Origin of the sequence: Bittarella massiliensis (ex Durand et al. 2017) (assembly GCF_001486165.1) — a bacterium.
Taxonomy (GTDB): Bacteria; Bacillota; Clostridia; order Oscillospirales; family Ruminococcaceae; genus Bittarella; species Bittarella massiliensis.
Genome location: NZ_LN908977.1, coordinates 319,713 through 345,890, shown reverse-complemented (window position 1 = coordinate 345,890; position 26,178 = coordinate 319,713). Strand labels below are relative to the sequence as shown.

General features: G+C 62.8%; 26 protein-coding genes. 6 read left to right on the top strand and 20 right to left on the bottom strand.

The features are described 5' to 3' along the window. Positions 1 to 307 precede the first annotated feature (307 nt). From BN3266_RS08640 to BN3266_RS08620, 5 genes are all read left to right on the top strand, one after another. The gene (locus BN3266_RS08640) at positions 308 to 583 is read left to right on the top strand and encodes a DUF1294 domain-containing protein (RefSeq protein WP_059004844.1); all 276 of its coding nucleotides are present in this window, start codon (positions 308 to 310) and stop codon (positions 581 to 583) included. A gap of 111 nt (positions 584 to 694) precedes the next feature. After that, a complete protein-coding gene (locus BN3266_RS08635; RefSeq protein ID WP_059004843.1) occupies positions 695 to 3,067 on the top strand; it encodes an ABC transporter permease in 2,373 nt (790 codons plus the stop codon). A 15-nt stretch (positions 3,068 to 3,082) separates the two neighbouring features. Beyond that, positions 3,083 to 3,838, top strand: coding sequence for an ABC transporter ATP-binding protein (locus BN3266_RS08630; protein ID WP_059004842.1), 756 nt, complete (start codon positions 3,083 to 3,085; stop codon positions 3,836 to 3,838). A gap of 28 nt (positions 3,839 to 3,866) precedes the next feature. After that, positions 3,867 to 4,550 (top strand): response regulator transcription factor, encoded by a 684-nt coding sequence (locus tag BN3266_RS08625; protein WP_059004841.1) that lies wholly within the window; start codon positions 3,867 to 3,869, stop codon positions 4,548 to 4,550. Then, on the top strand, positions 4,537 to 5,793 hold the full coding sequence (locus BN3266_RS08620; RefSeq protein WP_059004840.1) for a sensor histidine kinase: 1,257 nt from the start codon (positions 4,537 to 4,539) through the stop codon (positions 5,791 to 5,793). Before BN3266_RS08625 ends, BN3266_RS08620 begins: the two co-directional genes overlap by 14 nt. A 128-nt stretch (positions 5,794 to 5,921) precedes the next feature. Here BN3266_RS08620 and BN3266_RS08615 read toward each other — a convergent pair whose 3' ends face one another. The 3 genes from BN3266_RS08615 to BN3266_RS08605 form a co-directional block, all read right to left on the bottom strand. Then, positions 5,922 to 7,151, bottom strand: a complete 1,230-nt coding sequence (locus BN3266_RS08615; RefSeq protein ID WP_059004839.1) for a DUF1015 domain-containing protein — start codon at positions 7,149 to 7,151, stop codon at positions 5,922 to 5,924. Between the two features lie 24 nt (positions 7,152 to 7,175). Beyond that, positions 7,176 to 8,168, bottom strand: a complete 993-nt coding sequence (locus BN3266_RS08610; RefSeq protein ID WP_059004838.1) for a biotin--[acetyl-CoA-carboxylase] ligase — start codon at positions 8,166 to 8,168, stop codon at positions 7,176 to 7,178. 103 nt (positions 8,169 to 8,271) lie between these two features. Further along, positions 8,272 to 8,637 carry a helix-turn-helix domain-containing protein gene (locus BN3266_RS08605; RefSeq protein WP_059004837.1) on the bottom strand — a complete coding sequence of 122 codons (366 nt, stop codon included), beginning with the start codon at positions 8,635 to 8,637 and terminating at the stop codon, positions 8,272 to 8,274. A 130-nt stretch (positions 8,638 to 8,767) separates the two neighbouring features. On the opposite strand from BN3266_RS08605, the gene BN3266_RS08600 reads away from it, so the two are divergent. After that, on the top strand, positions 8,768 to 10,519 hold the full coding sequence (locus BN3266_RS08600) for a hypothetical protein (protein WP_059004836.1): 1,752 nt from the start codon (positions 8,768 to 8,770) through the stop codon (positions 10,517 to 10,519). 50 nt (positions 10,520 to 10,569) lie between these two features. Here BN3266_RS08600 and sigK read toward each other — a convergent pair whose 3' ends face one another. The 17 genes from sigK to BN3266_RS08515 all read right to left on the bottom strand — a co-directional run bounded on the left by sigK (position 10,570) and on the right by BN3266_RS08515 (position 25,217). Then, a complete protein-coding gene (gene sigK / locus BN3266_RS08595; RefSeq protein ID WP_021660885.1) occupies positions 10,570 to 11,283 on the bottom strand; it encodes an RNA polymerase sporulation sigma factor SigK in 714 nt (237 codons plus the stop codon). A gap of 155 nt (positions 11,284 to 11,438) precedes the next feature. Continuing rightward, on the bottom strand, positions 11,439 to 11,774 hold the full coding sequence (locus BN3266_RS08590; RefSeq protein ID WP_044993187.1) for a P-II family nitrogen regulator: 336 nt from the start codon (positions 11,772 to 11,774) through the stop codon (positions 11,439 to 11,441). Between the two features lie 31 nt (positions 11,775 to 11,805). Then, a complete protein-coding gene (locus tag BN3266_RS08585; protein WP_059004835.1) occupies positions 11,806 to 12,294 on the bottom strand; it encodes a GNAT family N-acetyltransferase in 489 nt (162 codons plus the stop codon). 198 nt (positions 12,295 to 12,492) lie between these two features. Next, a complete protein-coding gene (locus tag BN3266_RS08580; RefSeq protein ID WP_021660888.1) occupies positions 12,493 to 13,395 on the bottom strand; it encodes a ribokinase in 903 nt (300 codons plus the stop codon). Between the two features lie 105 nt (positions 13,396 to 13,500). Next, the gene (locus BN3266_RS08575) at positions 13,501 to 14,451 is read right to left on the bottom strand and encodes a zinc dependent phospholipase C family protein (RefSeq protein WP_059004834.1); all 951 of its coding nucleotides are present in this window, start codon (positions 14,449 to 14,451) and stop codon (positions 13,501 to 13,503) included. A gap of 569 nt (positions 14,452 to 15,020) precedes the next feature. Next, the gene (locus BN3266_RS08570) at positions 15,021 to 16,679 is read right to left on the bottom strand and encodes a hypothetical protein (RefSeq protein WP_059004833.1); all 1,659 of its coding nucleotides are present in this window, start codon (positions 16,677 to 16,679) and stop codon (positions 15,021 to 15,023) included. Positions 16,680 to 16,814: 135 nt separating this feature from the next. Further along, a complete protein-coding gene (locus BN3266_RS08565; RefSeq protein ID WP_059004832.1) occupies positions 16,815 to 17,927 on the bottom strand; it encodes a THUMP domain-containing class I SAM-dependent RNA methyltransferase in 1,113 nt (370 codons plus the stop codon). Positions 17,928 to 18,032: 105 nt separating this feature from the next. After that, positions 18,033 to 18,548, bottom strand: coding sequence for a ribosome hibernation-promoting factor, HPF/YfiA family (gene hpf / locus BN3266_RS08560; protein WP_059004831.1), 516 nt, complete (start codon positions 18,546 to 18,548; stop codon positions 18,033 to 18,035). Between the two features lie 98 nt (positions 18,549 to 18,646). After that, positions 18,647 to 19,810 carry an amidohydrolase gene (locus BN3266_RS08555; RefSeq protein WP_059004830.1) on the bottom strand — a complete coding sequence of 388 codons (1,164 nt, stop codon included), beginning with the start codon at positions 19,808 to 19,810 and terminating at the stop codon, positions 18,647 to 18,649. Positions 19,811 to 20,253: 443 nt separating this feature from the next. Further along, positions 20,254 to 20,520 carry a S1 RNA-binding domain-containing protein gene (locus BN3266_RS08550; protein WP_082671750.1) on the bottom strand — a complete coding sequence of 89 codons (267 nt, stop codon included), beginning with the start codon at positions 20,518 to 20,520 and terminating at the stop codon, positions 20,254 to 20,256. Positions 20,521 to 20,649: 129 nt separating this feature from the next. Next, the gene (locus tag BN3266_RS08545) at positions 20,650 to 20,886 is read right to left on the bottom strand and encodes an FtsB family cell division protein (protein WP_021659067.1); all 237 of its coding nucleotides are present in this window, start codon (positions 20,884 to 20,886) and stop codon (positions 20,650 to 20,652) included. 37 nt (positions 20,887 to 20,923) lie between these two features. Continuing rightward, on the bottom strand, positions 20,924 to 21,520 hold the full coding sequence (yabQ, locus tag BN3266_RS08540) for a spore cortex biosynthesis protein YabQ (protein ID WP_059004829.1): 597 nt from the start codon (positions 21,518 to 21,520) through the stop codon (positions 20,924 to 20,926). Then, a complete protein-coding gene (yabP, locus tag BN3266_RS08535; protein WP_021659069.1) occupies positions 21,521 to 21,817 on the bottom strand; it encodes a sporulation protein YabP in 297 nt (98 codons plus the stop codon). A gap of 140 nt (positions 21,818 to 21,957) precedes the next feature. After that, positions 21,958 to 22,197 carry an RNA-binding S4 domain-containing protein gene (locus BN3266_RS08530; protein ID WP_021659071.1) on the bottom strand — a complete coding sequence of 80 codons (240 nt, stop codon included), beginning with the start codon at positions 22,195 to 22,197 and terminating at the stop codon, positions 21,958 to 21,960. Between the two features lie 96 nt (positions 22,198 to 22,293). Next, entirely contained in the window at positions 22,294 to 22,596 is a 303-nt protein-coding gene (locus BN3266_RS08525) for an HU family DNA-binding protein (protein ID WP_021659072.1), read from the bottom strand. 87 nt (positions 22,597 to 22,683) lie between these two features. Further along, positions 22,684 to 23,370 (bottom strand): MazG family protein, encoded by a 687-nt coding sequence (locus BN3266_RS08520; protein ID WP_052537626.1) that lies wholly within the window; start codon positions 23,368 to 23,370, stop codon positions 22,684 to 22,686. A 116-nt stretch (positions 23,371 to 23,486) separates the two neighbouring features. After that, entirely contained in the window at positions 23,487 to 25,217 is a 1,731-nt protein-coding gene (locus BN3266_RS08515; protein ID WP_059004828.1) for a putative polysaccharide biosynthesis protein, read from the bottom strand. Positions 25,218 to 26,178 lie beyond the last annotated feature (961 nt).

Below are 26,178 nucleotides of genomic sequence, written 5' to 3'. Positions count from 1 at the left end.
TAGGTTGTCGTTCGCCCCGCCGTTTTGGCTGAAACAAACAAAAAAACCAACCTGTGACGAACACAAGTTGGCATACAAAAATAAACAAAATACATTTATATTCAGAACGAAAACTTACACTTTTGCACAATCACCATACCTCTTTTTGAAGATTTTGTCAAGATAAATGGACAAATATTCCTCCATCACCAAATGGTTCCTTCTTCGTCCCTCCGTGTGCCGCTGCCGGTATTTCCCCCTTGTCCCCCTCTCCCCCCTCTGGTATACTTGTAAAAAACCATCTCTTTTATAAAGGAGGGCGAGCGCCGTGCCGGTCTTTTTTTGGTGGTATCTGGCCGCCGTCAATCTGGCGGCCCTCTTTGCCTGCCTGGCGGACAAGCGCGCCGCCGTCAAGGGCCGCTGGCGCATCTCCGAGCGGGCGCTGCTCACCCTCTGCGCGCTGGGGGGCGGACCCGGCTTCTATTTGGGGATGCACTGGTTTCACCACAAGACCCGCCACAGAAAGTTCACCTGGGGGGTCCCAGCCCTCAGTCTGCTCTGGCTGGCGGGGATGGCCGCCTGGCTGTGGTTGGGCCGGGCGTAAAGGGGGGAGGGCGATGCCGCCCTCTTTTTTTCTGTCCTTTTTGGATTTAAGGATTCTTTAATATCTTTTGCCCTATACTCGGTCTTACCGAGAGCAGAAAGGGGCTTTTTCATGTACCTGCACATCTTAAAAAAGGACCTGCGGCGCAAAAAGACCATGAACGCCATCCTCCTCGTCTTCATCGCCCTGGCGGCGACCTTCATCGCCAGCAGCGCCGGCAACTTGATCGCCATCTCCACCGCCCTGGACAGCTATTTCGACAGGGCCGGTCTGGGGGATTTTACAGTCGTCACCGCCAACAACGGCGGGAATGACGGCGAGTTGATCGACTTTTTAAACGAGAGCGAACTGGTGGAGAGCTGGGGCCGCAGCGAGCACCTCTACTTGGGGCAAAACCTCTGGCGAAACGGCGAGGCGCTGGAACTGCAAAACACCGGCTTCCTCAGCTCCCTCGACGCCCAGCTGACCTTTTTCGACAGCGACGACCGCCCCCTCACCGCCATCGAGGACGGGACCATCTACCTCCCCCTCAAGGTGATGGAGGACGCCGGTCTGGTCCGGGGCGACACCATCACCCTGCGCACCGGGGCGCTGGAGATGGACTTCACCGTCGCCGGCAACGTCAAAGACGCCTTTCTCGGCTCCTCCATGATGGGTTCCTCCCGGCTGCTCATCAGCCGGGGCGACTACCAGACCCTTGCCCGGGAGGGCGACTGGGACAACCAGACCGGCGCCATCTACTCGGTCAAGACCGGCGACGCCCCGGCGCTGCAGCGGGCGTACAACCGCCTGGGCTTTCCCGCGGTGGTGGCCTGCGACCGCTCCCTGGTGGCCACCACCTACGTCATGGACACGGTGGTCGCCGCGGCCCTCTTGGCCGTCAGCGCCTGCCTCATCCTCATCTCCCTGGTCATCCTCCGCTTCACCATCACCTTCACCCTGGAGGAGGAGTACCGCGAAATCGGCATCATGAAGGCCATCGGCATCCCCGCCCGCAAGATCCGCGGCCTCTACCTGGTCAAATACCTGGCCATCGCCCTGGCGGGGGCGACCGCCGGCTTCTTCGCCAGCATCCCCTTCGGCAACCTCTTTTTGGAGCGGGTGGGCAAAAACATCGTCCTTCCCGCCGCCGGGGGCGGCGGGGTCCTCCTCCACCTGCTCTGCTGTGTCCTCATCGTGGCGGTGGTCGTCTCCTTCTGCTCCCTCTGCACCCGGCGCATCGGCTCCCTCTCCCCCATCGACGCCATCCGCAGCGGGAAGAGCGGCGAGCGGTTCCACCGCAAGGGGGCGCTGCGCCTCTCCCGCGGGCGGATGCCGGTCCTCCCCTTTCTGGCCCTGGGGGACATCCTCAGCGGCTTTCGCCGCTTTGCGGCCCTGCTGGTCACCTTTACCATCGGCATCGTCCTCATCATCGTGCCGGTGAACACCGTCAACACGCTGGGCAGCGGCCATCTCATCGACCTGTTCGGGATGGTCGAGAGCGACCTCTACCTAAACAGCGACGAGCGCACCATGGAGTTTTTGGTCCCCGGCGGGCGGGAGAAGCTGCGTGCCCACCTGCGCCAGACCGAGGAGACGCTGGCCCAGGAGGGGATGCCCGCCGACTGCTGGGCCGAGACCATCTTTCGCTTTCGCATCTCCCTGGGGGAGGAGAGCACCTCCGCCTTTGCCATTCAGGGCACCGGCGTCGATGCCGGCCGCTACACCTATTCCAGCGGCAGCGCCCCCGCCGGGCCCGGCGAGGTGGCCCTCACCCACATCACTGCCGACGCCGTCGGCGCCCAGATCGGCGACCGGGTCAAAATCAAGATCGGCGGGGAGGAGAAGTCCTTCCTGGTCACCGCCATCTACCAGTCGATGAACAATTTGGGCGAGGGCATCCGCTTCTCGGAAAAGGAGGATCTCGACTACCACTACGGGTTCGGCGGTTTTGCCACCCAGGTGGCCTTTCGCGACCACCCCAGCGAGGGGGAGATCGCCGCGCGGGCCCAGCGGCTGAAAGAGCTCTTCCCGCGCGAGCGCATCTACACCGGGGCCGGATACGTCAGCTATATGATCGGGGACACCGCCGAGCAGGTCGACCAGGTCAAGCAGCTGATCGTGGCGGTCATCCTCGCCATCAACGCCCTGGTGGCCCTGCTAATGATGAAGAGCTTTCTCACCCGGGAAAAGGGCGAGATCGGGATGCTCAAGAGCATCGGCTTTCGGGACGGGGCCATCCTCGCCTGGCAGGTGCTGCGCATCGGCATCATCCTGGCGGCGGCCACCCTGTTGGGGGCGGCCCTCTCGGGGCCCATCGCCCAGCTCTCGGCGGCCAAGGCCTTTGAGATGATGGGGGCCAGCCACATCGAGTTCGTCGTCCACCCGCTGGAAGTCTATCTCTTTTACCCCCTGCTGGTGCTGGCCGTCACCCTGGCCGTCAGCGCCCTGGCGGCCCTCCCCATCCGCCGCATCTCCCCCCGCGAGACCAACAACATTGAATAAAAGGAGCGAATGACCATGGCTACTGCGCTGCAAACCAAAGACCTCTGCAAGACCTATATTGTCAACAAGCGGCAGAACAACGTCCTCAAAAACGTCGACCTCACCGTGGAGGAGGGGGAGATGGTGGCGGTGATGGGTCCCTCGGGCTCGGGCAAGTCCACCCTCCTCTACGCCGTCTCGGGGATGGACTGGATCACCGCCGGCAGCGTCTCCTTTTTCGGGCGGGAGTTGGCGGGGATGCGCCCCCGGGAGCTGGCCGACACCCGGCTCGAGGAGATGGGCTTCATCTTCCAGCAGATGTACATGCTCAAAAATCTGACGGTGCTGGACAACATCATCCTCCCCGCCTGCCAGTCCAAAAGGGAGCGGAGCCCCCGGCGGGAGATCGTGGCCCGCGGGGAGGGGCTGATGCGCAAACTGGGCATTGTCGAGACCGCCGACAGCGACATCAGCGAGGTCTCGGGGGGGCAGTTGCAGCGCGCCTGCATCTGCCGCAGCCTCATCAACCGGCCGAAGATGATCTTTGCCGACGAGCCCACCGGCGCCCTCAACCGCGCCGCCTCGGACGGGGTGATGGAGAAGTTGGAGGAGATCAACCGGGAGGGGACCACCCTCCTGCTGGTGACCCACGACGTGAAAGTGGCCTCCCGCTGCGGCCGGGTGATTTACCTCGTTGATGGAAACATCAAAGGGGAGTATACTTTTGAGGAGAGCCAGCCCCGCGCCAGAGAGCGGGCGCTGAGCAACTGGCTCATCGAGATGGGCTGGTAAAACCCCGCAGAAGAGAGGAGGGCGCGCCGTGATCGACGTGTTGGTGGTGGAGGACAACCGGGAGCTGGGGGAACTGCTCTGCGACTTTTTAAAGGCCGAGGGCTACCAAACCGCCCTCGCCCCCACCGGGGAGGAGGGGCTGGCCCTGGCCCACCGGGAGGGGGCCCGGCTGGTGGTACTGGACGTCATGCTCCCGGGGATGGACGGCCTCGCCGTCTGCCGCGCTCTGCGGCAGGAGGGGGACCTGCCCATCCTGGTGGTGAGCGCCCGGTCGGAAAAGGAGGACAAACTGGCCGGGCTGCGCCTGGGGGCGGACGACTACATCGAAAAGCCCTACGACGTGGACATCCTCCTGGCCAAGATCCGTGGCATCTTTCAGCGGCGGTACGAGCGCACTGCCCTGCGCGACGGCGACCTCGCCCTGGACCGGCAGCGCCGCGCCGCCACCCTGGCGGGGAGGCCCCTGGCCCTCACCGCCAAGGAGTTCGACCTCCTCTGGCTGCTGGTGGAGCACCGCGGCAAATCCCTGCGCAAGGAGTGGATCTTTGACCGCATCTGGGGAACAGACAGCTTCAGCGAGCCCCAGACCCTGACGGTGCACATCCAGTGGCTGCGCCAAAAAATCGAGTGCGATCCCAGACACCCTGCCCGCATCCTGACGGTCTGGGGGGTGGGTTACCGCTTTGAGGGGGAAGCCGATGAAGCGCTTTAGCCGTCTGTTTTTCGCCGTCGTCCTGGGGTTGGCCGCCCTCATTCTGGGCGTCAACCTGGCCTTCCTCCTCCCCGCCCGGGAGGGGGGCGGTGGGGCGCGCCCCCACCAGGTGGAGATCAGCCGGCTGGCGCGGGCGATCGCCGCCGGGGGCGAGGGGGCCATCGACCTCACAGACTGCCGCTACGTCACCCGGGTGACCCCCCTGCTGCCCGGAGAGGACGCGGCCGCCTTCTTTGCCGGCGAAAACCTGGACGCGGCCGTCCGCCAGATCGGCGACACCTGCTACCGCTTCGACTACCGCCTCCCCACCGGCGGCGACAGCACCCTCTTTTGGGCTGCCAACGGGGGGATGATCGCCATGGCGGTCCTGGTGCTGTCCCTCCTTTTTGTCGTCTGGCGGCTCGTTTTGCGGCCCTTTGAGCGGCTGCGCGAGCTGCCCTTTGAGCTGGCCAAGGGCAACCTGTCATCCCCCCTGCCCGAGAGCCGGGGCCGCCTCTTCGGGCGCTTTCTCTGGGGGCTGGACCTGCTGCGGGAGGAGCTGGAGCGGCGGCGGGCGGCGGAACTCTCCTTGCAGCGGGAGAAAAAGTCCCTCCTCCTCTCCCTCTCCCACGACATCAAGACCCCTTTGAGCGCCATCAAGCTCTACGCCAAGGCCCTGCGTCAGGACCTCTACGGGCCGGAGCGGCGGGGGAAGATCGCCAGGCGCATCGGCCAAAAGGCGGACGAAATCGAGTCCTTTGTCTCCCAGCTGGTCACCGCCTCCAGCGAAAATCTGCTGCAGTTGGAGGTGCGTTCAGGCGAGTTCTACCTCCGCCAACTCGTCGGCGCGCTCACCGCCTACTACCCGGACAAGCTGTCCCTGCAAAAGACCGACTTTCGGGTGGGCCCCTGGAGCGACTGCCTTTTGAAAGGGGACCTGGACCGGGCGGTGGAGGTGGCGCAGAACCTGCTGGAAAATGCCATCAAGTACGGAGACGGCGGTTGGGTCGCCCTCTCCTTTGATTGGGAGGAGGACTGTCTCCTCCTCACCGTAAAAAACAGCGGCTCCCCCCTGCCCGAGGGGGAGTTGCCCTATCTCTTCGACAGCTTCTGGCGGGGCTCCAACGCCGCAGACCAGCCCGGCAGCGGGCTGGGGCTGGCCATCTGCCGCCAGCTGATGGCGAAGATGGACGGCGAGCTCTTCGCCCAGGTGGGGGAGGGGGAGATGGCCTTTACCGCCGTCTTTCGCAAGCCCGGCGGGTAAGTCCCCCTCCCGGCCCGATTAGCTCCCCTCCCCCCTTCGCGGCAAAAGACTTCTGCGCAAACAAAGCCAGGGGGCGAGACCCGATGCACCGGGTCCCGCCCCCTGGCTTTGTCCCTTCGATCTGCCATCTACCCCGCGGCGATAGGGCGGCACTCCAGGTAAAACCGCTTGTCCCACGCCTCGCCCATGGAAAAGGTCTTGCGGGGAAGAGCGCCGTCCGCCGCCACGGCGGGGAAGAGCGACTCCTTCTCCATCCCCTCCAGCAAAAAGCCGACACACCCCTCGTCTCGGGACAGACGGCGGACCACATCCGCCCCGTGGATGTAGTCCACCCGGCCCCCCTCTCGGGCCAGATACCCGTCCAAAAAGGCCTGCAGGGTGCCCACCGACAGGTTGGCCAACTGTCTGCCAAAGGCAAAGCGCTCCTCCCGCTCTCCCAGGCAGAGGGTGACGCTCTGGCCCCCCTCGCCGGGGGCGGCGTCCAGCTCTTCCCGCAGGGCGGCCAGCAGTTTTTCGCCGTCGACATCGAACACCACCCGGTGGATGGGCTCAAAATCCAGGGCCGGGTCGTGGAGGTTGACCACCTCCGCCAGGGCGTAGCGGGCCGGGTGCATCGCCGCCTCCCCGGCGGGCAGGGACCGTTTGATCTCCTCGTAATGGGCCTTAGCGGCCGCCAGGGAGTGGTTGCCGTCCCCCACGGCAAAGAGGAAGGGGGATTTCAGCGACAGGGCCCGCAGGGCGCCCATCACCCGCACCGCCTCGTCGTCATCGCAGAGGAAACCCTGCAGGTGGCCGCTGTCCTCCATCAAATCGAAGTCGTAGACCTGGCTCAAGTCCCCCAGCCGCCGGGCCGTGGGCTCGATCATCGTCCCCTCCGGGTCGTTCACCAGCAGCATGATGTGGGGACATTCCAGCAGGGCTTGCCGCCGCACCGCCACCCGCGGGGGGATGCGCTCGAGCACCGTGCCCTCGGTGGCCCGCACCGGACACTGTGCGTCCGGGCGGTAGTCGTACTGCTCCAGATCCAAAAGCCCCACCAGTCCCTGGCGCACCCGGCCGGAGCGCAGGGTGCGGCGCAGGTAGACAAAGCCGGTGGCAGCCCGAAAGACCCCCTCCTCCACGTACCGGCGCATGGCGGCGGCCGTGGCGGCCACCCGCTCCCCCTCCTGCGGGGTGCCCAGGTAGCACTCGGGGACGATCATCCGCAGGGCCGAGGGGGCATCCCCCACCCGCTTTTCCACCCGCTGCCAGTAGTCGGGCTGGGCGGTGTACTGGTCACAGGCCACCACGCTCCACTTCTCCATCTCCTCCACAAGGGGGAAATAGATGTCCCCCGGGTAAAATCCCAATCCAGCCACAGCTGCCGCTCCTCTCTCTTTCTCCTATCTCTTCTTGAGGCGGATCTCCCCGCTGGAGAGCGCCTGCACCTCCCTGCCCGTTTGCAGCAGGGCGCGGCCCTCGCCGTCGACCCCCTCAAAGACCGCCTGGTACCGCTCGCTTCCCCGCGCGACCTCCACCGTCTCCCCGACCCAGAGGAGCCGGGCGCGGTACCCCTCCAGCAGGGACTGGTTCCCCTCCCCTTGCAGCAGCTGATCAAAGGCCCCTTCCAGCCGCTGCAAAAGGGCGGCCAGCAGGGCCGCCCGCGCCGGAGAGGGGCCGCCCAGCGCCTCTTCCAGGGAGACGATCTCCCCCCGGAGCTCCGGCGGGCAGGGGGTGGCGGCGCAGTTGAGCCCCGCGCCGCAGACGGCGTATTCCAGTTCGCCGCTCTCCCCCACCAGGGAGCACTCGGTGAGGATGCCGCCCAGCTTCCTTCCCCCCCAGTAGAGGTCGTTGGGCCACTTGATGTCCACCTGCAGACCGCAGCAGTTGGCGATCCCCTCGCAGATGGCCACCGCAGACGCCAGGGTCAACAGCCGCAGCGCTGAGAGGGGAAGGGGCTGTTGCAGGGCCGCCGAGAAGTAGAGGCCGCCCGGGGGCGAATAGAAGCTGCGCCCGCCCCGGCCCCGGCCGCCGGTCTGTTCCCCCGCCACCGCCACCAGCCCGTGGCGGAGTTCGCCCCCGGCAGCCAGCGCCTTGAGGTGGGCGTTGGTGGATTCCATTTGGGGCTGGCAACAGAGGGTGCGCCCCAGCCAGCGGGTGGCAAGGTGACGGGCAATCTCCCGCTCGGACAGCACGTCCGGCTCCCCCTCCAGGGCGTAGCCCTCCCCCGTGACCGAGCGGATGGGGTAGCCCTCCTCTTTCAGGGCGACCACCGCCTTCCAGATGGCGGCCCGGGTGACCCCCAATTTCTCGGTGAGGGCGGTGCTGGAGAGAAACTCCCCATCCTGCCGGCGCAGGGCCTCCAACACCACATAGCGCGTCTGCCTTTTGGCCATCGGCCGCCCCTCCCCTCTCTTATCAGTCTGTGACGATGATACCATATTTCCGGGGGAATGGAAAGGGAGGGCCGGTCCGGCCCTCCCGCTTGAAAAACAAATCCTATCCCGCGCTACCGCTTCTTCTCGAAGTTGACTGCGATGACGGTCCTTCTTGCGCAGAGACCTTTAAAAAGACTTTTCCCTGCTCCAGAAAAACCCGCTTTTGCTCGGACCCCAGCTGGCGAAAAATGCGGAGCAACTCCGCCTCTTCGCGCGTGCCCTTGATTCCACTTTGGCAGTCCAGCAGGTAATCGGTCGTCACCTGAAAATAGGTGGCAATCCGCTTGAGCATATCGAAGTCCGGCTCCCGCACCCCCTGCACATAGCTGCCCACTGTCGAGGGGGCGACGCAGAGGTCGGCGGCCAGCCGCCGCTGGGTCAACTCCCGTTCGTCAATCAAATTCCTCAAGATGTCACAAAACTTCATCGCATTCAACTCCTTTCTTAATTGTAGTTGTCTTTCTCTTTTCCCCCAGTTTTATACTCTATACGAGTTGACTAAACTCTAAATGAGTATATAATAGAGAAAAGCCCCACTACTTTTAAGGAGGAAAATCATGAAAAAATTGGCAAGTCTGATAATGGCGGCAGTGCTGGCCCTGTCTCTCTTTGGCAGCAGCGCGCTGGCCGCCGACGACACGGGCGGCAACACCCGCACAATTGAGTACACCTATTGGGTGGGCGACCCCATCGGAAGCCGAGAATACTTTCTCGAAAACTACACCGTTTTGGAGGGAGCAGTTGAAGAGATGGTCGATGTGGCTGGAAACGCCCACCAGGTGGGGGATTACCGGTTCAAGCAAGTCTACACCGACTCCGCCGGTTCTACCAACACCGTTATCCGCATCTACCACATCGTTCTCCCACCGCAGGACAAGACCCCCAAAGTTTCCTTCACCAAAGCGGAGGAGCACCTGCAAATTGGGTCAGACGTAGATGCGCTAAATGCAGCCGGCAAGCTCGCATCTCTCCACGTGGAAAATGGACCTATTGGGGATGGAGCGCTTCTCCCGTATTTGGACCAAAGCGATAAATCCCGCTACTTTACTGACTATGGTTGGGGTGGAAATCTTACGTTTGACCGAATCTACGATACTACGCATTGGTGCCTTGGTCTCTCCGTCGCCCTTCGCCCAGGAAAGATGACTGTTTACACTTCTACAGGGCGCAATAACGAAAAACGTCAGCCTACCATGGATTTGATTATCGACGAGCCTAAAATCGAGACCAATCTCCCCACCGATGTCAAGCCCGGCACCCAGCTTGATTTCTCTACCAAACTGACCGGCACCGCCCTCACCGACAAAAAGGTAAAAGACGTTCAAGACCACTTTGCGCAGGATCCATTTACAAAAGTTGGGGACTCGTGGCTCGCAGCACAGTCCTGGGCTCAAATGCCCGGTTTCGCCCCCTCGGTAGAGATTTTGGAGGGGAGTGACCTTGTCACCCGCGCCAACGGGGACTACAGCAACACCCTGCACAGCCGGGAAAACCTCACCTTCACAAAAGAGGGAACAGTCAAACTAAAAGTTACTTACAGCATGATTTTTAATCCCGATTTTCGAGCAGATAAAGATGCTTTTATCCCTTACAACGCCGAAGAGATCCTCACCGTCCAAGTTCGTGCGGACGCCCCCGACATCCTTCCCGACGGCACCCCCTCCGACCATCTGGACCTACCGGTCAAGGGTGACCTTGCCCTCTCTGAGGAGGCGCTCGCCGACGTGCTGTCCTCTTCCAGCGGCACCGTGCAAATCAATTTGCAGCTGTCCGACCCCAATGCCGCCCTCACCCTCACGTCCGGCGCTGTCACCGCCATCCGCCAATCGCAAAAGACCGCTGTCATTACCGCCCAGAGCGGTGACTTCTCCTACAGTTGGACCTTTGACGGAGCTGCAATGGATGCCTTTGAAGGCGACATTCGATTGGATGTGAACATCCAAAACCAGCTCAAATCACAGGGACAACTCCTGCTGGGCTACCGGCACAGCGGCAGCCTACCCGCCGGCACCCAGTTCTCTCTGACCGGCGACGACTTAAAGGACAAAACCACCTTCTACCTGTACGAGGTGGGAAATGGCGGTCAAGCCACCCTTGTTCAAGAAGGGCTGGCCGTCTCAGGAAATACCCTTTGCTACCCCCTGTCCCACTGCTCAAACTATCTCCTGCGCACCGAGAAATTTGTAACCGGCGATGCCCCCCAGACCGGGGACCACACGGCGCTCCCCCTTTCATTGACGGTGGGAAGCAGTGCGGCACTGGTCGTCCTCTCCCTCTTCTGCCGGAAAAGGCGGGCGCAGCGCATATAGATAGCCATCTCTTCAAAAAAGCACGGCTGCAACAGCCGTGCTTTTTCCCTTTACCCCTCTTCCCTTTCTCCCCGTTTTTTGAGGGCCCGCTCCAACTTGCCGAGGGCCTTTTTTTCGATGCGGGAGACGTAGGAGCGGGAGATGCCCAGCAGCTTGGCGACCTCCTTCTGGGTTTTGGGACGCTGGTTGTTCAGCCCGTAGCGAAGCTTGACGATGATGCGCTCCCGGGGGGTGAGGGCGGTGTTGACCCCCTCGATGAGGGCGGCCGAGCGCAGCCCCAGGTCGATGGTGTCCACAATGTCGGTGGAGTCGGCCACCACGTCCAGGTAGGTCAGGGAGCTGCCGTCCCCGTCGGACTCGATGGTGTCGTTGATGTAGAGGGTCCCCGCCGTCTTCTTCTGGGAGCGAAAATTCATCAGGATCTCGTTCTCGATGCACTTGGCGGCATAGGTGGCGAAGCGGATGCCCTTGTCGCAGTTGAAGGTGCTCACCGCCTTGATCAGCCCAATGGTGCCGATGGAGACCAGGTCGTCCTGGTCCACCTGCCCGGCGGCATAGTACTTTTTGCAGATGTGGGCCACCAGCCGCAGGTTGTGCTCGATGATGGTGTTGCGCGCCTCCAGGTCGCCGGTGGCGGCAAACTTGTGAAACAGCTCGGTCTCCTCCTCCTTGTCCAGGGGCTTGGGAAAAGTCCCCTGTGAGGAGATGTGGAGCGCAAAGTACAAGAGGTTTGCCAAAACCAGACAAACCAGTGCAGTATACATGAAAAAGCCCCCTCCTGTTCGATGAGATAGCGGCAAACGGGCCGCTTTTCCATCTATATGCGGGGGCGGATTGTCCGTATTTGGCCCACAGGGCAAAAAAAGGGGCCGGGGCGCATACTGCGCCGTCAGGCCCCTGTCCAGTCAACACCATTTTTCTACTTTTTCTCCCCCAGCCCGGCGGTGTAGCCCACCGGCACGCAGAAGAGGACCGCCGTATCGGGGTCTGAGAGGTCGCCCACCACCTCGGTGAGCACCCGCTCCACCAGAGGGACCTGCTCGTCCGGCACCACCGTGAAGATGGTGCGGTTTTCCTCCCGGTCGGGGATGTAGAGGTGCAGGCTCTGAAAGAAGCGGCCGCCCTCCCGGCCCAGCACCTTGGCCATTCCGCTGGACTCGACGACGGTGGCGCCCCGCACCCCCTCCTCTGCCAGACAAAACAGCAGTTCCTCCAACTTTTCAAAGCGGCTGAGAATGATGATCGCCATCTGCACGGTCGTTTCCCCCTTTTTGGTCAGGCGGCCCTCACAGGGCCCGATTGAAGATATAGGTGTCCCGGTACTCGCCGGTCCTGGCCCGGTAGGCCTTGGGCACCCGCCCGATGCAGGTGAAGCCCAGCTTTTCGTACAGGGCGATGGCCCGCTCGTTGGTCACCACCACCGCGTTGTACTGCAGCCGCAAAAAGCCCGCTTCCCTGGCCCGCTTCAGCGAGTCCTCCACCAGCCGGCGGCCGATTTTCTGCCCTCGGCAGTCGGCCTTGACCGCATAGGAGCAGTTGGCCACATGGCCGCAGCGCCCCTCGCCGTTGGGGTGGAGGATGTAGAGCCCCACCACCCGGCTCCCCTCGTCCAGGGCGCAGACCGTGTCGGTCTGGGCGGCAAAAAAGGCCTGGGCCGAGGCTGCGTCCAGCGGGGTGTCCTGAGGGAAGGAGTCCCCCTGTTCCACCACCTGGTTCCAAATCTCTATCATCTCCGGCAGGTCCTCTGGCCGGTAGCTGCGAAGCGTCAAATCCATTCTCCTCATCCCTTCTCCTACACACTCTTTCCCCTTTAGTTTACTACAACGCTCCCCTTTGCACAACCCTTAGCAGATTTTAAAATCTGTACTTTTTAGCCCTCTCTTGCAGAACCCTCTGCCCAAACACAAAGCGGCCGCGGAGGGAGGGAGATCCTCTCTCCGCGGCCGCCAAAGGGCAGTGGGAGATGTGTCGCCTTACAGGTTGAGCGGCTCGATGTCGGTGGTGTCCACCTCCTGCCGGGTGGGGATGGAGGGGGCGGCCCCCGGGCGGCCCACGGCGATGGAGGAGGCCTTGGACGCCTTCTCCAAAATCACGTCAATGGAGAGCCCCTCGGCCAAACAGGCCAGGAAGTAGCCGGTAAAGGTGTCGCCAGCAGCGGTGGAGTCCACCCGCTTCACGTCGTAGATGCCGTGGGTGGCCTTGGTCTCGGCGTCTTTGTACATGACGCCGTGTTTGCCCAGGGTCAGCACCACCTTGCAGCCAGGGTACTTTTTCAGCAGCGCGTCACAGATGGCCTCGGGGTCCTTCTGGCCGCCGGCGATCTCCTCGCCCTCCACCTCGTTGAGGATGAAGTACTCCACCTTTTCCAGCGGGGCCTTGGTCAGGGCCTCGTTCATGGGCGAGGGGTTGAGGACGATGCGCATCCCCTTCTCGGCAGCGCAGTTGATGATGGTATCGGTCAGATTCAGCTCGTTTTGCAGCAGCAGGATGTCCCCCGCCTCAAACTGGTCGATGACCCAGCGGATGTACTCCTCGGTGTTCTGGTGGTTGGAACCGCCAAAGAGGAGGATGCAGTTCTGCCCACTCTCGTTGACCTGGATGATGGCCCGGCCGGCCGGCGCGTCGATCTTCTTCATCAGGGAGACGTCGACCCCGCTCTCCCGCATGGTCTCCACCAGGAAGTCGGCCCCCTCGCCCACCATGCAGGCGTGATAGACCTCGGCCCCGGCCCGCGCCAGGGCGATGGACTGGTTGAGCCCCTTGCCGCCGCAGTTCTTGGCGTACCCCAGGGTGGACATGGTCTCGCCCGGGCGGACAAAGTGATCTACCTGAAAGACCTCGTCGATGTTGATCGAACCAAAATCCAATATTTTCATAGTACGGCTCCTTTACCCAATCATTGATGATTCTAGTTTACCCGATGCCCCAGGGGATTGCAAGAGAGCAAACTGCCGGATTCCCCGCGCAAAAAATGGGGATAATCACCGGGCCAGCTCCCGCTCCTCGATCGCCTGCCGCAGGGTCTTTCGCTCCGGGTGGCCGTTGTCGAAGGTCTCGTCCCCGCAGATGGCGCGCGGGCGCATCCGCTCCACGTTTTGGCAGAAGGCGGCGATCATCTCCACCGCCTCGTCCCGGGCGCGCTCCATCAGCTCGGGCACGCTCTCCCGGCTCTTTTCCACCGGGCGCTGCAGGTTGCACCAGCGCCGATGCCGCAGGTTGAGGCAGTCCCAGTCGGCCCGCTCCTGGCGCATGTAGCCGGAAAAGGCGTACCGGCGGCCGGTGAGCTTGTCCAAACCCAGCCCCACCCTGTGGGAGAAGGCCGCCTTCCCCACAAAGAGGGAGATGAAGAAGTCGTCACAGAGAAAACTCTGCTCCACCTTCTCCACCGAGGTCTTGGCCCCGTAGACTGCGCGCAGCAGATAGCTCAAATAGAGGGCAATGGCCTTGGTCACATGGGGGGCGAACATCGACTGGGGGATGGCGTACTCCCGCACGCTGCGGCCGGTGAGGCGGCGGTAGAGGGCGGTGTCGATGTCCGACTCGATGCGGTTGTGGGCGCCGGAACTGACCCGCGGGTCCTCCTGAAAGGCCGCCTGCACACAGTAGACATAGGGGTGGCAGGTCTTGTCCAGGGCGTAATGGCACAAAAAGCCCAGGGCGTAGGCCAGCTGTGCCTCGAAAAAGAACCCCTGTCGGGTGCGGATGAGGTAGCGCTGCATGGCGGCAAAGTTCTCCTTCACCTTTTTGTGGTGCATCACCGAGCCCCAGAGGGGGAGCACAGTAGAAATTTTATTGAAAAAGAGGATGTCCGGCCCCTGGGCCCCCCACAAAAAGGCGTCGTAATTGCGGCGGACAGCCGTTTTGGCCTGCCCTTCGGGCAGAGCGTGAAACACCTGGTCGGCAAAGAGGTGATGGGTGACAAATGCGGGCATGAGCGCGTTCCTCCTCGTTGGGCGGCAGCTTGTCAGGGCGCCTTTGCACTGCCGCGCCGTCTCGCCCTCTCCCCGAGGGCGGAAAATAGTGCCCGCCCTTTCGCGGGCAATTGACTACGGTACTATCATACCAAAAAAGAGGCTGCCAATAAACCCGCGCGGGAAGAAGATTTCAAAAATCACAAATTCTTTCTGCTGGGCCGCAAGTGCCCGGCCTGCTCTGCGCTGCAACAGCGGAAAAGGAGAATAGATGGAAGACCTCGCCACGGCAAGCCTTCCGCATTCGGCCGCCCCCTTCTTTCCCACTCCCACTTTGTGCCATAGAGGGCGAGGAAAGAACCACGCCGCAAGAGGTCCTTGCACACACGGCCATCTCTTTCTGCCCTTCCTCCTCTCTGCGCCGCAGACGGCAGGGAAGAAGGCGGAGAGTTCCGCCACAATAAGCCTCCCGCACCCGTCTGCTCCTCCCTATCCCTCCTTTTGCCCCTTCAGACAAAACAGCCCCGGGCCTTTGGCCGACAAAAAACAGGGGAAGACCATTCGGCCCTCCCCCTGTTTTGCGCATTTATTTAGCCGATGGCCTTGTTGTCAAAGCCCACCACGGTGACCACATTGTCCACCTTGCCGGAGAAGGTGACCTCCACCGCGTCGCCTGCGCTGGTGAGGGCCAGCTCCTCGCTGACATTGGCGGAGCTGATGTACATCGTCCCCGCGCTGGTGTCCAGCAGGAACTTGTAGGTGGTCTGTCCGTCCTTCACCTCAGAGGCGATGCGGGTGACAGTGCCGGAGACCTTCTCCTCCTGGGCCGTCTCGTCCCCCTTCAAGTCCTCGGACCCGGCGGCAGTGAGGCCGCTGACATAGTCCTTCTGGGCTGCAGAGATGGTCTCGCCTACGCCGACAATCTGGTAGTTTTTCACCGAGACGAAGGCGTATTGCTTGATCAGCCCCTCGTTGTCCTTGAGGGTCATGAAATAGGTGGGGGTGTTGTTGATGTTGATGATCAGCGGGAAGGAGGCGTAGTAGCCGTACTGCTGCACCTTGCCGGCAGCCGATTTCTGGGCCGCCTCCTCGGTGGCGCCTCCGCCCAGGTTGTACTGGTAGCTCTCCTTGGTGACCATGTCCACCATGATAAAGCCGATGGTGCTGTCGTCCGCCCCCACCGAGGTCAACCCGGTGAAGAGATAGCAGTTGCCGTCGTTGTAGACGATGATGTGTCCGTCGGAGGCGGTGAACTTGTCTTTGTTGGAGAAGTTGAGGAAGCCGCGGACGTATTCGCCCCGGTTGTTGATCTGGTTGAGGACGAAGCTCTCGGGCTGCACCCGGTCCACCCACTCGGGCACGTCGGCCAAATCGTAGTGGTGGGACTCGCCGGTGGTGGCGTTGACCAGGATGGCGCCGGTGGCCTCGGGCAGGGCGAAGCCCCGCAGGTTTTTGTAGGTGGTGATGACCCAGAAAGGGTTGCCGTCGTCGTCCAGCTCGAAGGAGTAGTCGGTCATCCCGGTGAAGAGGCCGCCGCCAAAGAAGCGGGTGTGCCGCTCCAGGTCGTCAAAGAGGTAGCAGTCGGGCTGGTACTTGATCTTGTGCCCCTCCACCAACTGCACGTCCTGGGTGTCGGTGGCCGAGACGATGATGTAGCCGGGGGTGCCGTCCAGGTTGGACAGCCATTTGAACAGCCCCGAGTGCTGCAGGGGCACCGCCCAAATCAGCTTGCCGTTCACCTGCTGGATGGTGGGGGTGCCGATGTGGGTCTGGCTGCCGAGGGAGGGGTTCTCGCCCAGCTTCTTCTCGGCCAGCTTCTTGGCCAGCTCCTTGTCCACGATGGGGATGTTCGCCAGATCCATGGGCTGGATGTCATCGGTGAACTCGCCCACGATCGGCTCGGTCATCTGGTTTTTGTAGGCGTTGACGTTGAAGATGACGCTGGAGGCGACGGTGACTACGATCAGAAAGGCCCAGACCGCGATCAGCAGCCACTTGGCCCACTTGGGGAACTTCTGGTTGTCGCCGAACTGCACGTTGACCCGGAGGCTGTTTTCATCCCGCGCAAAGTGCATTCCGCCCAGCTTCAAAACACCCCAGGCGCCCACGTAGAGGGTGATGACCACCGCGTAAAACAGGGCGCTGCCCTGGTAGAGGGGGTTTAGGTTGACGTTGTTGATGAGGACGTAGAGGATCACCAGCAGGGTGATGCCGGCATACGTCCACACCTTGTGTTTGGTTTTGACCATGATTTACCTCGCTTTTCAAACTCTTTTCTCGCTCTGTTATCTACTATACGGGAGCGGAAAGGGCAGGTGTGAACAATTTGTAAATTGTCCCCTTTTCAGCCCTTTTCTTCATGCCATTTTTATGCCCGCCCCGCCCTATTTGTAGTACATGTACAGCTGGCACTTGAGCTCGCCGTTGTAGAGCTTGCGGCGGCGGTCGGCGGTCTTGCCGAACTGCTCTTCAAAGTGGGGGGCGCTGGTAATGATGTAGGACTTGAGGTTGTTGTAGCGGTGCATCTTCCCCAGCGCCTGGTGGATGGCCTTCACCTGGGCCGGGCCCAGCATCCGCTCGCCGTAGGGCGGGTTGGAGAGGAGGATGCCCCCCGCATCCTGCAACTTGTGTCTGGTGATGTCCTCCACCCGGGCGCTGATTTTCTCCCCCACCCCGGCCAGCTTGGCGTTTTGCAGGGTCAGTTCCACCGCCTGGGGATCGATGTCAAAGCCGTAGCCCTCGAAGTCGCCGCCGGGATCCGCCTCGTCCAGGGCCTGTTGGCGGGCCAGGGAGAAGGCCTTCTGGTCAAAGGTCTGCCAGCGCTCGGCGGCAAAGGTCCGCCGCAGCCCGGGGGCGATGTTCAGCGCCCGCATGGCCGCCTCGACGAGCAGGGTACCCGAGCCGCAGAGGGGGTCGTAGACGATGTCCCCCTCGCGGATGCGGGCCAGGTCGACGATCCCCGCCGCCAGGGTCTCTTTGATGGGGGCCTCCCCCGCGTGGGCCCGGTAGCCCCGCTTGTGCAGCCCCTCGCCCGAGGTGTCCAGCAGGATGGAGACCTGGTCTTTGTGGATGGAGAACTGAATTTGGTAGCGCTCCCCCGTCTCCTCAAACCAAAAGACCTGGTGGGTCTGTTTGAGTTTTTCCACCACCGCCTTTTTGATGATGGCCTGGCAGTCGGGCACACTGGCCAATTGGGAGGCAAGGCTCCACCCCTTGACCGGGAAGGCCCCGTTTTTGGGGATGTAGGCCGCCCAGTCCACCGCCAGCACCCCTTGAAACAGCTCCTCAAAACTGCGGGCCGGAAAGGCTGCCACCTCCACCAGCACCCGCTCGGCGCAGCGCAGGCCGATGTTGGCCCGGGCCACCGTCAGGGCGTCGCCCCGGCAGCTGACCTTGCCGTTTTCCACCGCGATCTCCTCTCCCCCCAGCCGGCGCAGCTCAAAGCCGACGATCTTTTCCAGCCCAAAGATGCAGGGGCAGACCAGCTTGTACTCCATCTCTCTTCTCCCTTTCCACTTCCGTCCCCCCGCTTTCGCGCAGGGGGAGATGACACAAAAAAGAGGGCCGCGGCCCTCTGTGCCGCGGCTCTCCCAAAATGATCTCTATTCGGGGACGATGACACCGTATTTTCCGTCACGTCTAACATATACGAGATTGATCTCGTTGTCAACCGCGTCCCGGTAGAGGAAGAACTGGTGTCCCAGCATGTTCATCTGCAGGATGGCCTCCTCCACACTCATGGGTTTGACCGAGAAGGACTTGCGCCGGACGATGTCGATCTCCTCGGCGGGGAGGATCTCCTCCTCGTTGAATTCGGGGAAGGAGACCTTCATCTTCCTTTCCAGCCGGTCTTTGTTGCGGACGATCTGGTTGAAGAGAACATCGACCACCAAGTCCAGGGCTTCTTCCATGGCCTTTGCCGTCCGCTCGGCCCGGAAGAGCATCCCGTCCGCCCGGATCATGACCTCGACGGTCTGGCGGTCTTTTTCGACCGTTACAGTGACTGTGGCGCTGGCATCTTCGTGGAACAGGCGGCTGAATTTGGCCAACTTCTTGTCGACCCGCTCTTTGAAGCTGTCTTTGAGATTGACTTTGCGCCCGATTACTTCGATATTCATTCCAACAACCCCTTTGTTTATAAGCTGGAAAGCCAGCCTATCTGATGGCTTTAGTATAGCACAGGATGCCTAAAAATAAAAGGGGATGACCTCTGTTTTTATAAATTATTCACGATTTCGCCATCAATAAAGACATGGCGCGGGGTCTCGTAGACCGAGAAGGGGTCGCCGGAAAAGAGGGCCAGATCGGCATCCTTCCCCACCGCCAGCGAACCCACCCGCCCCTCGAGCCCGCAGATGCGCGCAGGGGTGAGGGTGATGGCCCGCAGGGCGTCCTCTCGGGCCATCCCCTCGCGGACGGCCAGCCCCGCCTCCAGCGGCAGGTACTGGATGGGGATCACCGGGTGGTCGGTGCAGAGGGCCACCTCCACCCCCGCCGCCGCCAGCACCCCCGGGGTCTTGGGGGTCAGGTTGCGCAGTTCCGGCTTAGAGCGGTCGCAGAGCAGGGGGCCGCAGATGACCGGCGCCCCCTCTTCCCGCAGGGCCTCGGCGATCAGGTGTCCCTCGGTGCCGTGGACGATGGCCGGGCGCAGCCCGAACTCCCGCGCCAGCCGCAGGGCGGTGAAGATGTCGTCGGCCCGGTGGGCGTGAAAGTGGGCGCCGATCTCCCCCCTCAGCAGGGGGAGGAGGGCCTCGCACTTCATGTCCCAGTCGGGCTCGTCAAAGTCCTCGTCCTCTGCCGCCCGATCCCGGTCCTCCAAATACCGCTGCGCCTTGTAGAGCTGCTCGCGGATGATGGCGGCGGTGGCCATCCGGGTGATGGGGGCCATCTCCTTGTCGTTGTAGACGGTCTTGGGGTTTTCCCCCAGGGCGAACTTCATGGCCGCCGTCTGCCGCAGCACCCCGGTGTCGATGCGGCTCATCCTGGTCTTGACGGCGCAGAGCTGCCCGCCGATGCAGTTGGCGCTGCCCGGCCCGGTGATCACGGTGGTCACCCCGGCGGCCCGGGCCTCGGCAAAACAGCGGTCCCGGTGGTTGACCGCGTCGATGGCCCGCAGCTGGGGGGTGGCGGGGTCGGTCTCCTCGTTGCCGTCGGCCCCCTCAAAACCCAGGCCGTCCTCCCACATCCCCATGTGGGTGTGGCAGTCGATAAAACCCGGGTAGACGGTGAGGCCCGAGCAGTCCATCACCTCTTCCCCCGCGGTGGGACCCAGCTCCTCCATCGGGCCGAGGGCGGCGATCTTTCCCCCCTCGATTTTCAGATAGCCCCTCTCGACGGCCGGGCTCTCCACCGGCACCAGGGCGGCATTGACAAGTATCACGGGCAATTCCCCTCTCTCTTCACAAAAGACACGGCGGCGCTTCCCGCGCCGCCGTGCTCTACGGTCTCTTTCTGATGGGGCCGGTCTCTACCGGGAGCGGCCGCCGCGGGAGTACCCGCCGCCCCGCTTGCCGTCCTGCGAGCGCTTGAGGTCGGACATCCGCTCGTCGCTGGACTGCTTGAACTTGGCCATCATGTCCTCAAAGGTGAGGGGTTTGTCGCTGCGGGGCTTGAAGCCGCCGGAGCGGCCGCCGCCAAACCCGCCCGGCGGGGCCCGAAGATCCCGCAGATGCGGGGACCGCTTTGCCGGGTCGCCCTACAAGCAGCCCCCATCTGGCCAGCCTGGGGACCAGCTTCTTCCCCCCGGGCAGGGCCAGCAGGTCCCCCTCCTCCAGCGAGCCGGTGCAGAGGAGGGTCACCATGTAGACTGGCTCTTCTACACTTCTAGATGTGTATAAGAGACCGCTGCTGCGACTGGGGCAGCGCCTGTTTCATGGAGAGGGCGATCTTGCCGTCCTCGCCGATGGAGAGGATCTTGACCTTGACGGTCTCCCCCTCCTTCACGTAGTCTTTGATCTCCTGAACAAACGCAGCCGCTACCTCCGAAATGTGCACCATCCCGGTCTTTCCCTCACCCAAATCGACGAACGCGCCGAATTTTGTGATGCCGGACACTTTGCCTTCTACAATCTTTCCAACTTCGAGCTGCATAAAAAATGAATCCTCCCCGCAGTTTCCTGCTTCTGTGAATATTGTGAAATCTATCCGATCCTGCCTGCGACCCCGCGGGGCCGAAAAACAAAAGGGGGCAGGCGGCTGTTCCGCCTGCCCCCCGGCTCGCTATTGATTGGCGCCGGACGCGTCGGAAAAAATTCTCTCACCCGGTGCGGCGTAGCCCAGCTTTTCCCGGGCGATCCGCTCGATGAACTCGCTCTCCTGGTCGCTCTCGAGGACCCGCTTCATCTCCTCGTTCTCCTGCTGGGTGGCGGTGATGGCGTTTTGCACCTGTTCCAGCTCGTTTTTGCGGGAGACGATCTGCATCTGGGTGGTGATGAGGGACACAGCAATATAGACCATCACTGCTGCAATGGCCAGATGGACAAGAACGCGCGGTTTATTGGCCCGCTTTTTTGCGGTTTTTGCGCCTCGGCTTTTTTTCATTGCTCTGCTCTCTCTTTGGTTTCTGGTTGGGTGGAGAATGTTTTAATAAATTATACAATAAAACGCGCCTGTCTTTCAAGTGGAATTTTCTCTTGTTTTCCGCCTTTTTGGCCCCGGAAGCAACTTTTTTCCCCAACTGCTTCCCCTTTGCCCCCAACCGGCGGGCCAATTTGACCACCGGCGCGCAGAAAATCTTGTAGAGAAAGTGCAGGAACCGGCTCACCAGCGAGAGGATCCCCTGGGTCAGAGAGCGGATGAGCCGCCCCAGTGTCAGCAGGTAGAGGGCGGCGCCCAGCCCCTCGCCGATCAGGGCGTAGGCGCGCACCTCGCCGTTTGTGAACTGGATGAAAAAGAGAAAGGTCGCCACCCCGCAGACCGACCAGTAGAGCACGTCCTGCAGGGCGATGACCAGCGCCCCCCACCAGGGAAAGACCGCCCGGAGGATGCGAAAGACCTCGTAAAACAGCCCCAGCCCAAACCCCAGCGCCAGGGAGTAGCAGAAGACCCGGAACTGAAAGTGGGCCGAGACCGTCAGCTGCAGGGCGCCCATCTACTTGAATATCCGGGCGAAAAATCCCTTTTCCCGCGGCTGGGAGTCGTAGTAGGTCAGCGACTCGATCTCCCCGTCCAGGGTCAGTTCCCCCGTGTCCACGCTGAGCTTGCCCAGGTGCAGGTCCCGCCCGGTGACGCTGAGCTCCCCCAAATCGGTGTAGAGGACGATGCCGTCCTCACTGAAGCTGTCGATATCCAAAACCCCGGACACCGTCATGTGCTTGCGGTTTTCCATGATGACGTTGTGGGGCACCTGCCCTTGGCCTTGTCCCGCGGGCTTTCTCTCCTCTTGCATTGCATTGCCCTCCTTTGTTTTACTACAGTCTATGAGGGCCTGTTTTTAAAAAGAACCGGACAATCCCTCCCACAGATAAAAGGGGGGCCGCACCGCCGGTGCAGCCCCCCGCTCAGCCCTCCCCTCTTGAGAGGCGGGCGCTAGAGGATCTCGTAATAGTTTTTCGCGTCGTCCTTGAGGGTGTGTTCCACCACCTCCAAAACCCGCACCTTCAGCGGGTTTTGGCCCAGGTCGATCTCGATGACATCGCCGGGCTTGACGTCGTAGGAGGCCCGGGCCGGCCTACCGTTGACCGACACCTTGCCCGCGTCGCAGGCCTCGTTGGCCACGGTGCGCCGCTTGATCAGCCGCACCACCTTCAGATACTTGTCCAACCGCACAAAAACACCTCCTCTCGCCCATCGGCGGGCGCGCGGCCCGCCTGCAAAAAAAGGAACTGGCTCACACCAGTTCCTTTACAGTCCGATCTCGGAAGCTTACTTGGCCACCGCGTCTTTCAGGGCCTTGCCGGCTTTGAAAGCGGGCAGTTTGGAAGCGGGGATGGTGATCTCCTCTTTGGTGCGGGGGTTGCGGCCCTTTCTCTCGGCGCGCTCGCGCACCTCAAAGGTGCCAAAGCCAACCAGCTGGACTTTATCGCCGGCGACCAAAGCGGCGGAGATGGCTTCGATGGTGGCGGTGACAGCCTTCTCGGCGTCTTTCTTGGACAGCTCAGCCTGCTCCGCTACTTTTGCAATCAGATCGGTTTTAGTCATGTTGCGTTCCTCCAATAATTTCGTCATTTATTTTGACAGAATTCCCAGCCGACGGCTGGGAGGGCGGAAAGTCGCCCGGCAAAAAAGAAGGGGTCCTCTCGAGCACTCACACGCTCACTGGCCCGCTTCCCGCTCGGAATCGGCCTGGATGTACCGGTCGCAGGTCTCGGCCAACAGTTCTTCGCAGTCGATGCCGCTCTGACGGCCCACCGCGACGGCTGCAAAGAGCACATCCCCCAATTCTTCTTTCACATTATCACAGTTTTGCCCGCCTTTGTCAAGCCGCTCCACCGCACTTTTTAGGGCGCAAACCGCATTCTCAGGCGACTTTGAGGAAAACATTGCCAACCCCAGACGCTTTTGCACCTTTTTTGCACGCATCAGGGCCGGCAGGCAGCGGGGGACCGCCGCGGCGTGTGCGGCGGCCGAGGTCACGCCCCCCTTTTCCCTCTTGATCTCCTCCCAGTCCTTTTTCTCCCCGCCGAAGAGGTGGGGGTGGCGCTCCACCAGCTTTTTGCAGATGCCGTCGGCCACGTCGTCAAAGGTGAAGCCGCCCCGCTCCTCCTCCATCGCCGCGTGCATCACCACCTGCAAGAGCAGGTCCCCCAGCTCCTCCTGCAGGTGGGGGGCATCCTCCTGGTCGATGGCGTCGCAGACCTCGTAGGTCTCTTCGATGAGGTTGCGGCGGATGGACTGGTGGGTCTGGGCCGCGTCCCAGGAGCAGCCGCCCGGCGCCCGCAGAAAGGCCACCAGCGCCCGCAGATCCTCCACCCCGTACCGCTCTTTTGTGGAAAACTCCATTTCCGCACTTCCTTTCGCCGCTCTTTTTGCCATTGTACCCCCCTGCGGCCGGCCCGTCAATTGTCCGCGCCAAAAAGCGGTCCCCGCAGATGCGGGGACCGCTTTGCCGGGTCGCCCTAGAGCAGCCCCCATCTGGCCAGCCGGGGGACCAGCTTCTTCCCCCCGGGCAGGGCCAGCAGGTCCCCCTCCTCCAGCGAGCCGGTGCAGAGGAGGGTCACCAGGTAGATGGCCGCCCCCAGCAGGATGGCGGGGAGGGCGGCCATCCGCCCCAGCCCCAGGCGGGCGAAGAGGGGGCAGCTCAGCCGGGCCCCCACCGCGCAGAGCACCCCGCCCAGCAGCGGCCCGAAGAAGGAGCGGCCCCAGCCCAGGGAGAAGCCCACCTGCCGGGTGAGGATCACCAGGGCCGCCGCGGCGATGAAGAGGTAGCACAGCAGGGTTCCCAGGGCGGCCCCCTTCAGGTTGTACTGGGGCAGCCGGCAGAGGAGCAGGTTGCACCCCAGCTTGATGAGGGCCCCCACCCCCATCAGTTTGACCGGCACCTCGGCCCGGCCCACCCCCTGCAACATGCTGTAAACGGGGGCGGTGTAGCCCAGAAGGGCGCCCGCCAGCCCCAGCATGGTCAGCGAGGGGGCCACCGCCGCGATCTCCTGCGGCCGGCCGGCATAGAGCAGCTCCAAGATGGGGCGGGAGAGGGCCGCCAACCCCAGCCCGGCGGGGATGCAGAGGACCGAGGTCATCCGAAAGACCGAGCGCACCCCCTTCTTCAGCGGCTCCCCTCCGCCCGAGACATAGGCGGCGGTGACCGCCGGCAGGGCACTGGTGGCAAAGGTGGCCGTCAGGGCCGGGATCAGGTTGTAGAGGGTCACCCCAATGCCCGAATAGGCCCCGTAGAGAAAGGCCGGTATCTGGCCGGCGGGGAGGGAGAGGCCGTACATCCGGTTGATGAGGTCGGCCCCCGAGGCGGCGGCCACCTCCAGGCTGTTCATCACCGAGAAGAGGTCGATGACCGAGGTCAAGCTCACCGCAAAGGTGCCCAGGCAGACCGGCAGGGCGATCTTGGCCAGCCGGCGGGCGATGGAGCGGGCGCTCTCGCTGCGGGGGGCGGCCCGCATGGCCGCCGGGGAGATGGTCTCCCGCCCGAACTTGTACTTGCACCCCAGGTAGACCGCCGAGGCCAGGGTCGAGAGGGCCACCCCCAAAATCGCCCCCGCCGCCGCATAGGGCATGGCCAGCTCCTTGGCGGCGGCCAGGTCCGCGGCCGGGCGGCCGAAGACCGCGCCGGTGTCGGCGTAGCCCTGCAGGGTGTAGACAAAGGTGCCGTAGCACAGGCCGATGCCCAGCACCAGCTTGGCCACCGCCTCCACCACCTGGGAGACGGCGGTGGGGATCATATTGCGCATCCCCTGGTAGTACCCCCGCACCGCCGAGGTGACGCAGCCGAAGAGGAGGCTGGGGGCCAACATGGCCACCGCCAGCCTGGCGTCGGGGTTGCCCACCAGCCGGCACAGCAGTCCACTGCCGAAGAAGAGGAGGCAAAACCCCACGCCCCCCACCGCCAAAAAGAGCCAGACCGACAGCCGGACGATCTTGCGGGCGTCCCGGTAGCGGCGCTGGGCCACGCTCTCGCTCACCAGGCGGGAGACCGCCGCCGGGAACCCGGCGATGGAGAGGGCGTAGATGGGGTTGAAAATCTCGTAGGCGGTCATGAAATAGGCCATTCCCGTCCCGCCCAAGAGGTTCATCAGCGGCACCTTGAAGAGAGCGCCGATGGCCTTGACCACAATGGTGCTGACGGCCAGGATGACCGCCCCCTCCAAAAACGACTGCCGCTTGCTTTTGCTGCCCATCCGCCTTTTCCCCCCGTCCTCTTCGCACTGCCTTCTCCCCCTTTTATATGCCCTGGGGGAAAGGGATATGCGGCACCGCTCCCCCGACCAAAGGCGCAAAGAGAGCGAGCGCCCAAAGGCGTTCGCTCTCTTGTTCTGCAGGGACACCGTTTCACACATTGGGCCAGTACCGCCCCGCGGGGCCCCCTCTTTTCAGGCGGTGCATGGCCTTCACCAACGCCGCAGAGAAAAGGGCAGCTGGCAGCTCCGGGCTTCCTCTCTCCCCGGCAGGCGGGATGGCCTACCACTTCGGCAGGCTCGGCCCCGCTTCCGCGCCGACCCTTCTCTGAGGAAACACCGTTCCACGCACTGGGCCGGCGCCGACTCGTAGGGTCTCCCTTTCCCAGGCGGCACAGAGCCTTTTCCACCATCACAGAAAGGGGTTGACTGGCAGCCCCAAACGATTTTCTCTCGCCTCAGCGGACAAGAGGGCCTCCTGCTTTGGCAGGTTCGGCCTCGGCCCGTTTTCTTCGCTGACCGTTCTCTGTGAAGAAACTCCCCCTGTATTGGGGCAATGCCATCCCTCGAGGCCCCCTCTTTTCAACCGATACAGGGTCTTTGTCACCGCCACAGAGAAGGAAAGCCGACAGCCCCAAATAGGGCTCTCTCCCCGGCAGGCGGGACGACCTACTGCCTCAGTAGGTTCGGCCTCGGCCCTGTTCCCGCCCCGACCGGTCGAGGGCGGGGCACCCCCCTCCCCCTCAGTGGGCGCTCCCGCTGCTCACCCGTTCGAGAGACCGGCTGTCACACCGCTCCCGGCGGAGGGGGACCGGTTCGTGAAAGGGGGATACCTCTCCCCCAGGGCACTGCTCTCCTTTTCGGTATACCGCCTGCTTCCCTTGAACCTGCCCGACAGGCAGCAGGGAGTGCAGAGCTTTTTTCTCCTTTTGACAGGCAGGGCAATCGACCGGTCCTCCCCGTC

Excerpts from the sequence above, each read along its gene's own strand:
- BN3266_RS08635 (WP_059004843.1), top strand. The coding sequence starts at position 695 with ATGTACCTGCACATCTTAAAAAAGGACCTGCGGCGCAAAAAGACCATG.
- BN3266_RS08630 (WP_059004842.1), top strand. The coding sequence starts at position 3,083 with ATGGCTACTGCGCTGCAAACCAAAGACCTCTGCAAGACCTATATTGTC.
- BN3266_RS08620 (WP_059004840.1), top strand. The coding sequence starts at position 4,537 with ATGAAGCGCTTTAGCCGTCTGTTTTTCGCCGTCGTCCTGGGGTTGGCC.
- BN3266_RS08610 (WP_059004838.1), bottom strand. The coding sequence starts at position 8,168 with ATGGCCAAAAGGCAGACGCGCTATGTGGTGTTGGAGGCCCTGCGCCGG.
- BN3266_RS08605 (WP_059004837.1), bottom strand. The coding sequence starts at position 8,637 with ATGAAGTTTTGTGACATCTTGAGGAATTTGATTGACGAACGGGAGTTG.
- BN3266_RS08600 (WP_059004836.1), top strand. The coding sequence starts at position 8,768 with ATGAAAAAATTGGCAAGTCTGATAATGGCGGCAGTGCTGGCCCTGTCT.
- sigK (WP_021660885.1), bottom strand. The coding sequence starts at position 11,283 with ATGTATACTGCACTGGTTTGTCTGGTTTTGGCAAACCTCTTGTACTTT.
- BN3266_RS08585 (WP_059004835.1), bottom strand. The coding sequence starts at position 12,294 with ATGGATTTGACGCTTCGCAGCTACCGGCCAGAGGACCTGCCGGAGATG.
- BN3266_RS08580 (WP_021660888.1), bottom strand. The coding sequence starts at position 13,395 with ATGAAAATATTGGATTTTGGTTCGATCAACATCGACGAGGTCTTTCAG.
- BN3266_RS08575 (WP_059004834.1), bottom strand. The coding sequence starts at position 14,451 with ATGCCCGCATTTGTCACCCATCACCTCTTTGCCGACCAGGTGTTTCAC.
- BN3266_RS08570 (WP_059004833.1), bottom strand. The coding sequence starts at position 16,679 with ATGGTCAAAACCAAACACAAGGTGTGGACGTATGCCGGCATCACCCTG.
- BN3266_RS08565 (WP_059004832.1), bottom strand. The coding sequence starts at position 17,927 with ATGGAGTACAAGCTGGTCTGCCCCTGCATCTTTGGGCTGGAAAAGATC.
- hpf (WP_059004831.1), bottom strand. The coding sequence starts at position 18,548 with ATGAATATCGAAGTAATCGGGCGCAAAGTCAATCTCAAAGACAGCTTC.
- BN3266_RS08550 (WP_082671750.1), bottom strand. The coding sequence starts at position 20,520 with ATGCAGCTCGAAGTTGGAAAGATTGTAGAAGGCAAAGTGTCCGGCATC.
- BN3266_RS08545 (WP_021659067.1), bottom strand. The coding sequence starts at position 20,886 with ATGGTCTATATTGCTGTGTCCCTCATCACCACCCAGATGCAGATCGTC.
- yabQ (WP_059004829.1), bottom strand. The coding sequence starts at position 21,520 with ATGGGCGCCCTGCAGCTGACGGTCTCGGCCCACTTTCAGTTCCGGGTC.
- yabP (WP_021659069.1), bottom strand. The coding sequence starts at position 21,817 with ATGCAAGAGGAGAGAAAGCCCGCGGGACAAGGCCAAGGGCAGGTGCCC.
- BN3266_RS08525 (WP_021659072.1), bottom strand. The coding sequence starts at position 22,596 with ATGACGAAATTATTGGAGGAACGCAACATGACTAAAACCGATCTGATT.
- BN3266_RS08520 (WP_052537626.1), bottom strand. The coding sequence starts at position 23,370 with ATGGAGTTTTCCACAAAAGAGCGGTACGGGGTGGAGGATCTGCGGGCG.
- BN3266_RS08515 (WP_059004828.1), bottom strand. The coding sequence starts at position 25,217 with ATGGGCAGCAAAAGCAAGCGGCAGTCGTTTTTGGAGGGGGCGGTCATC.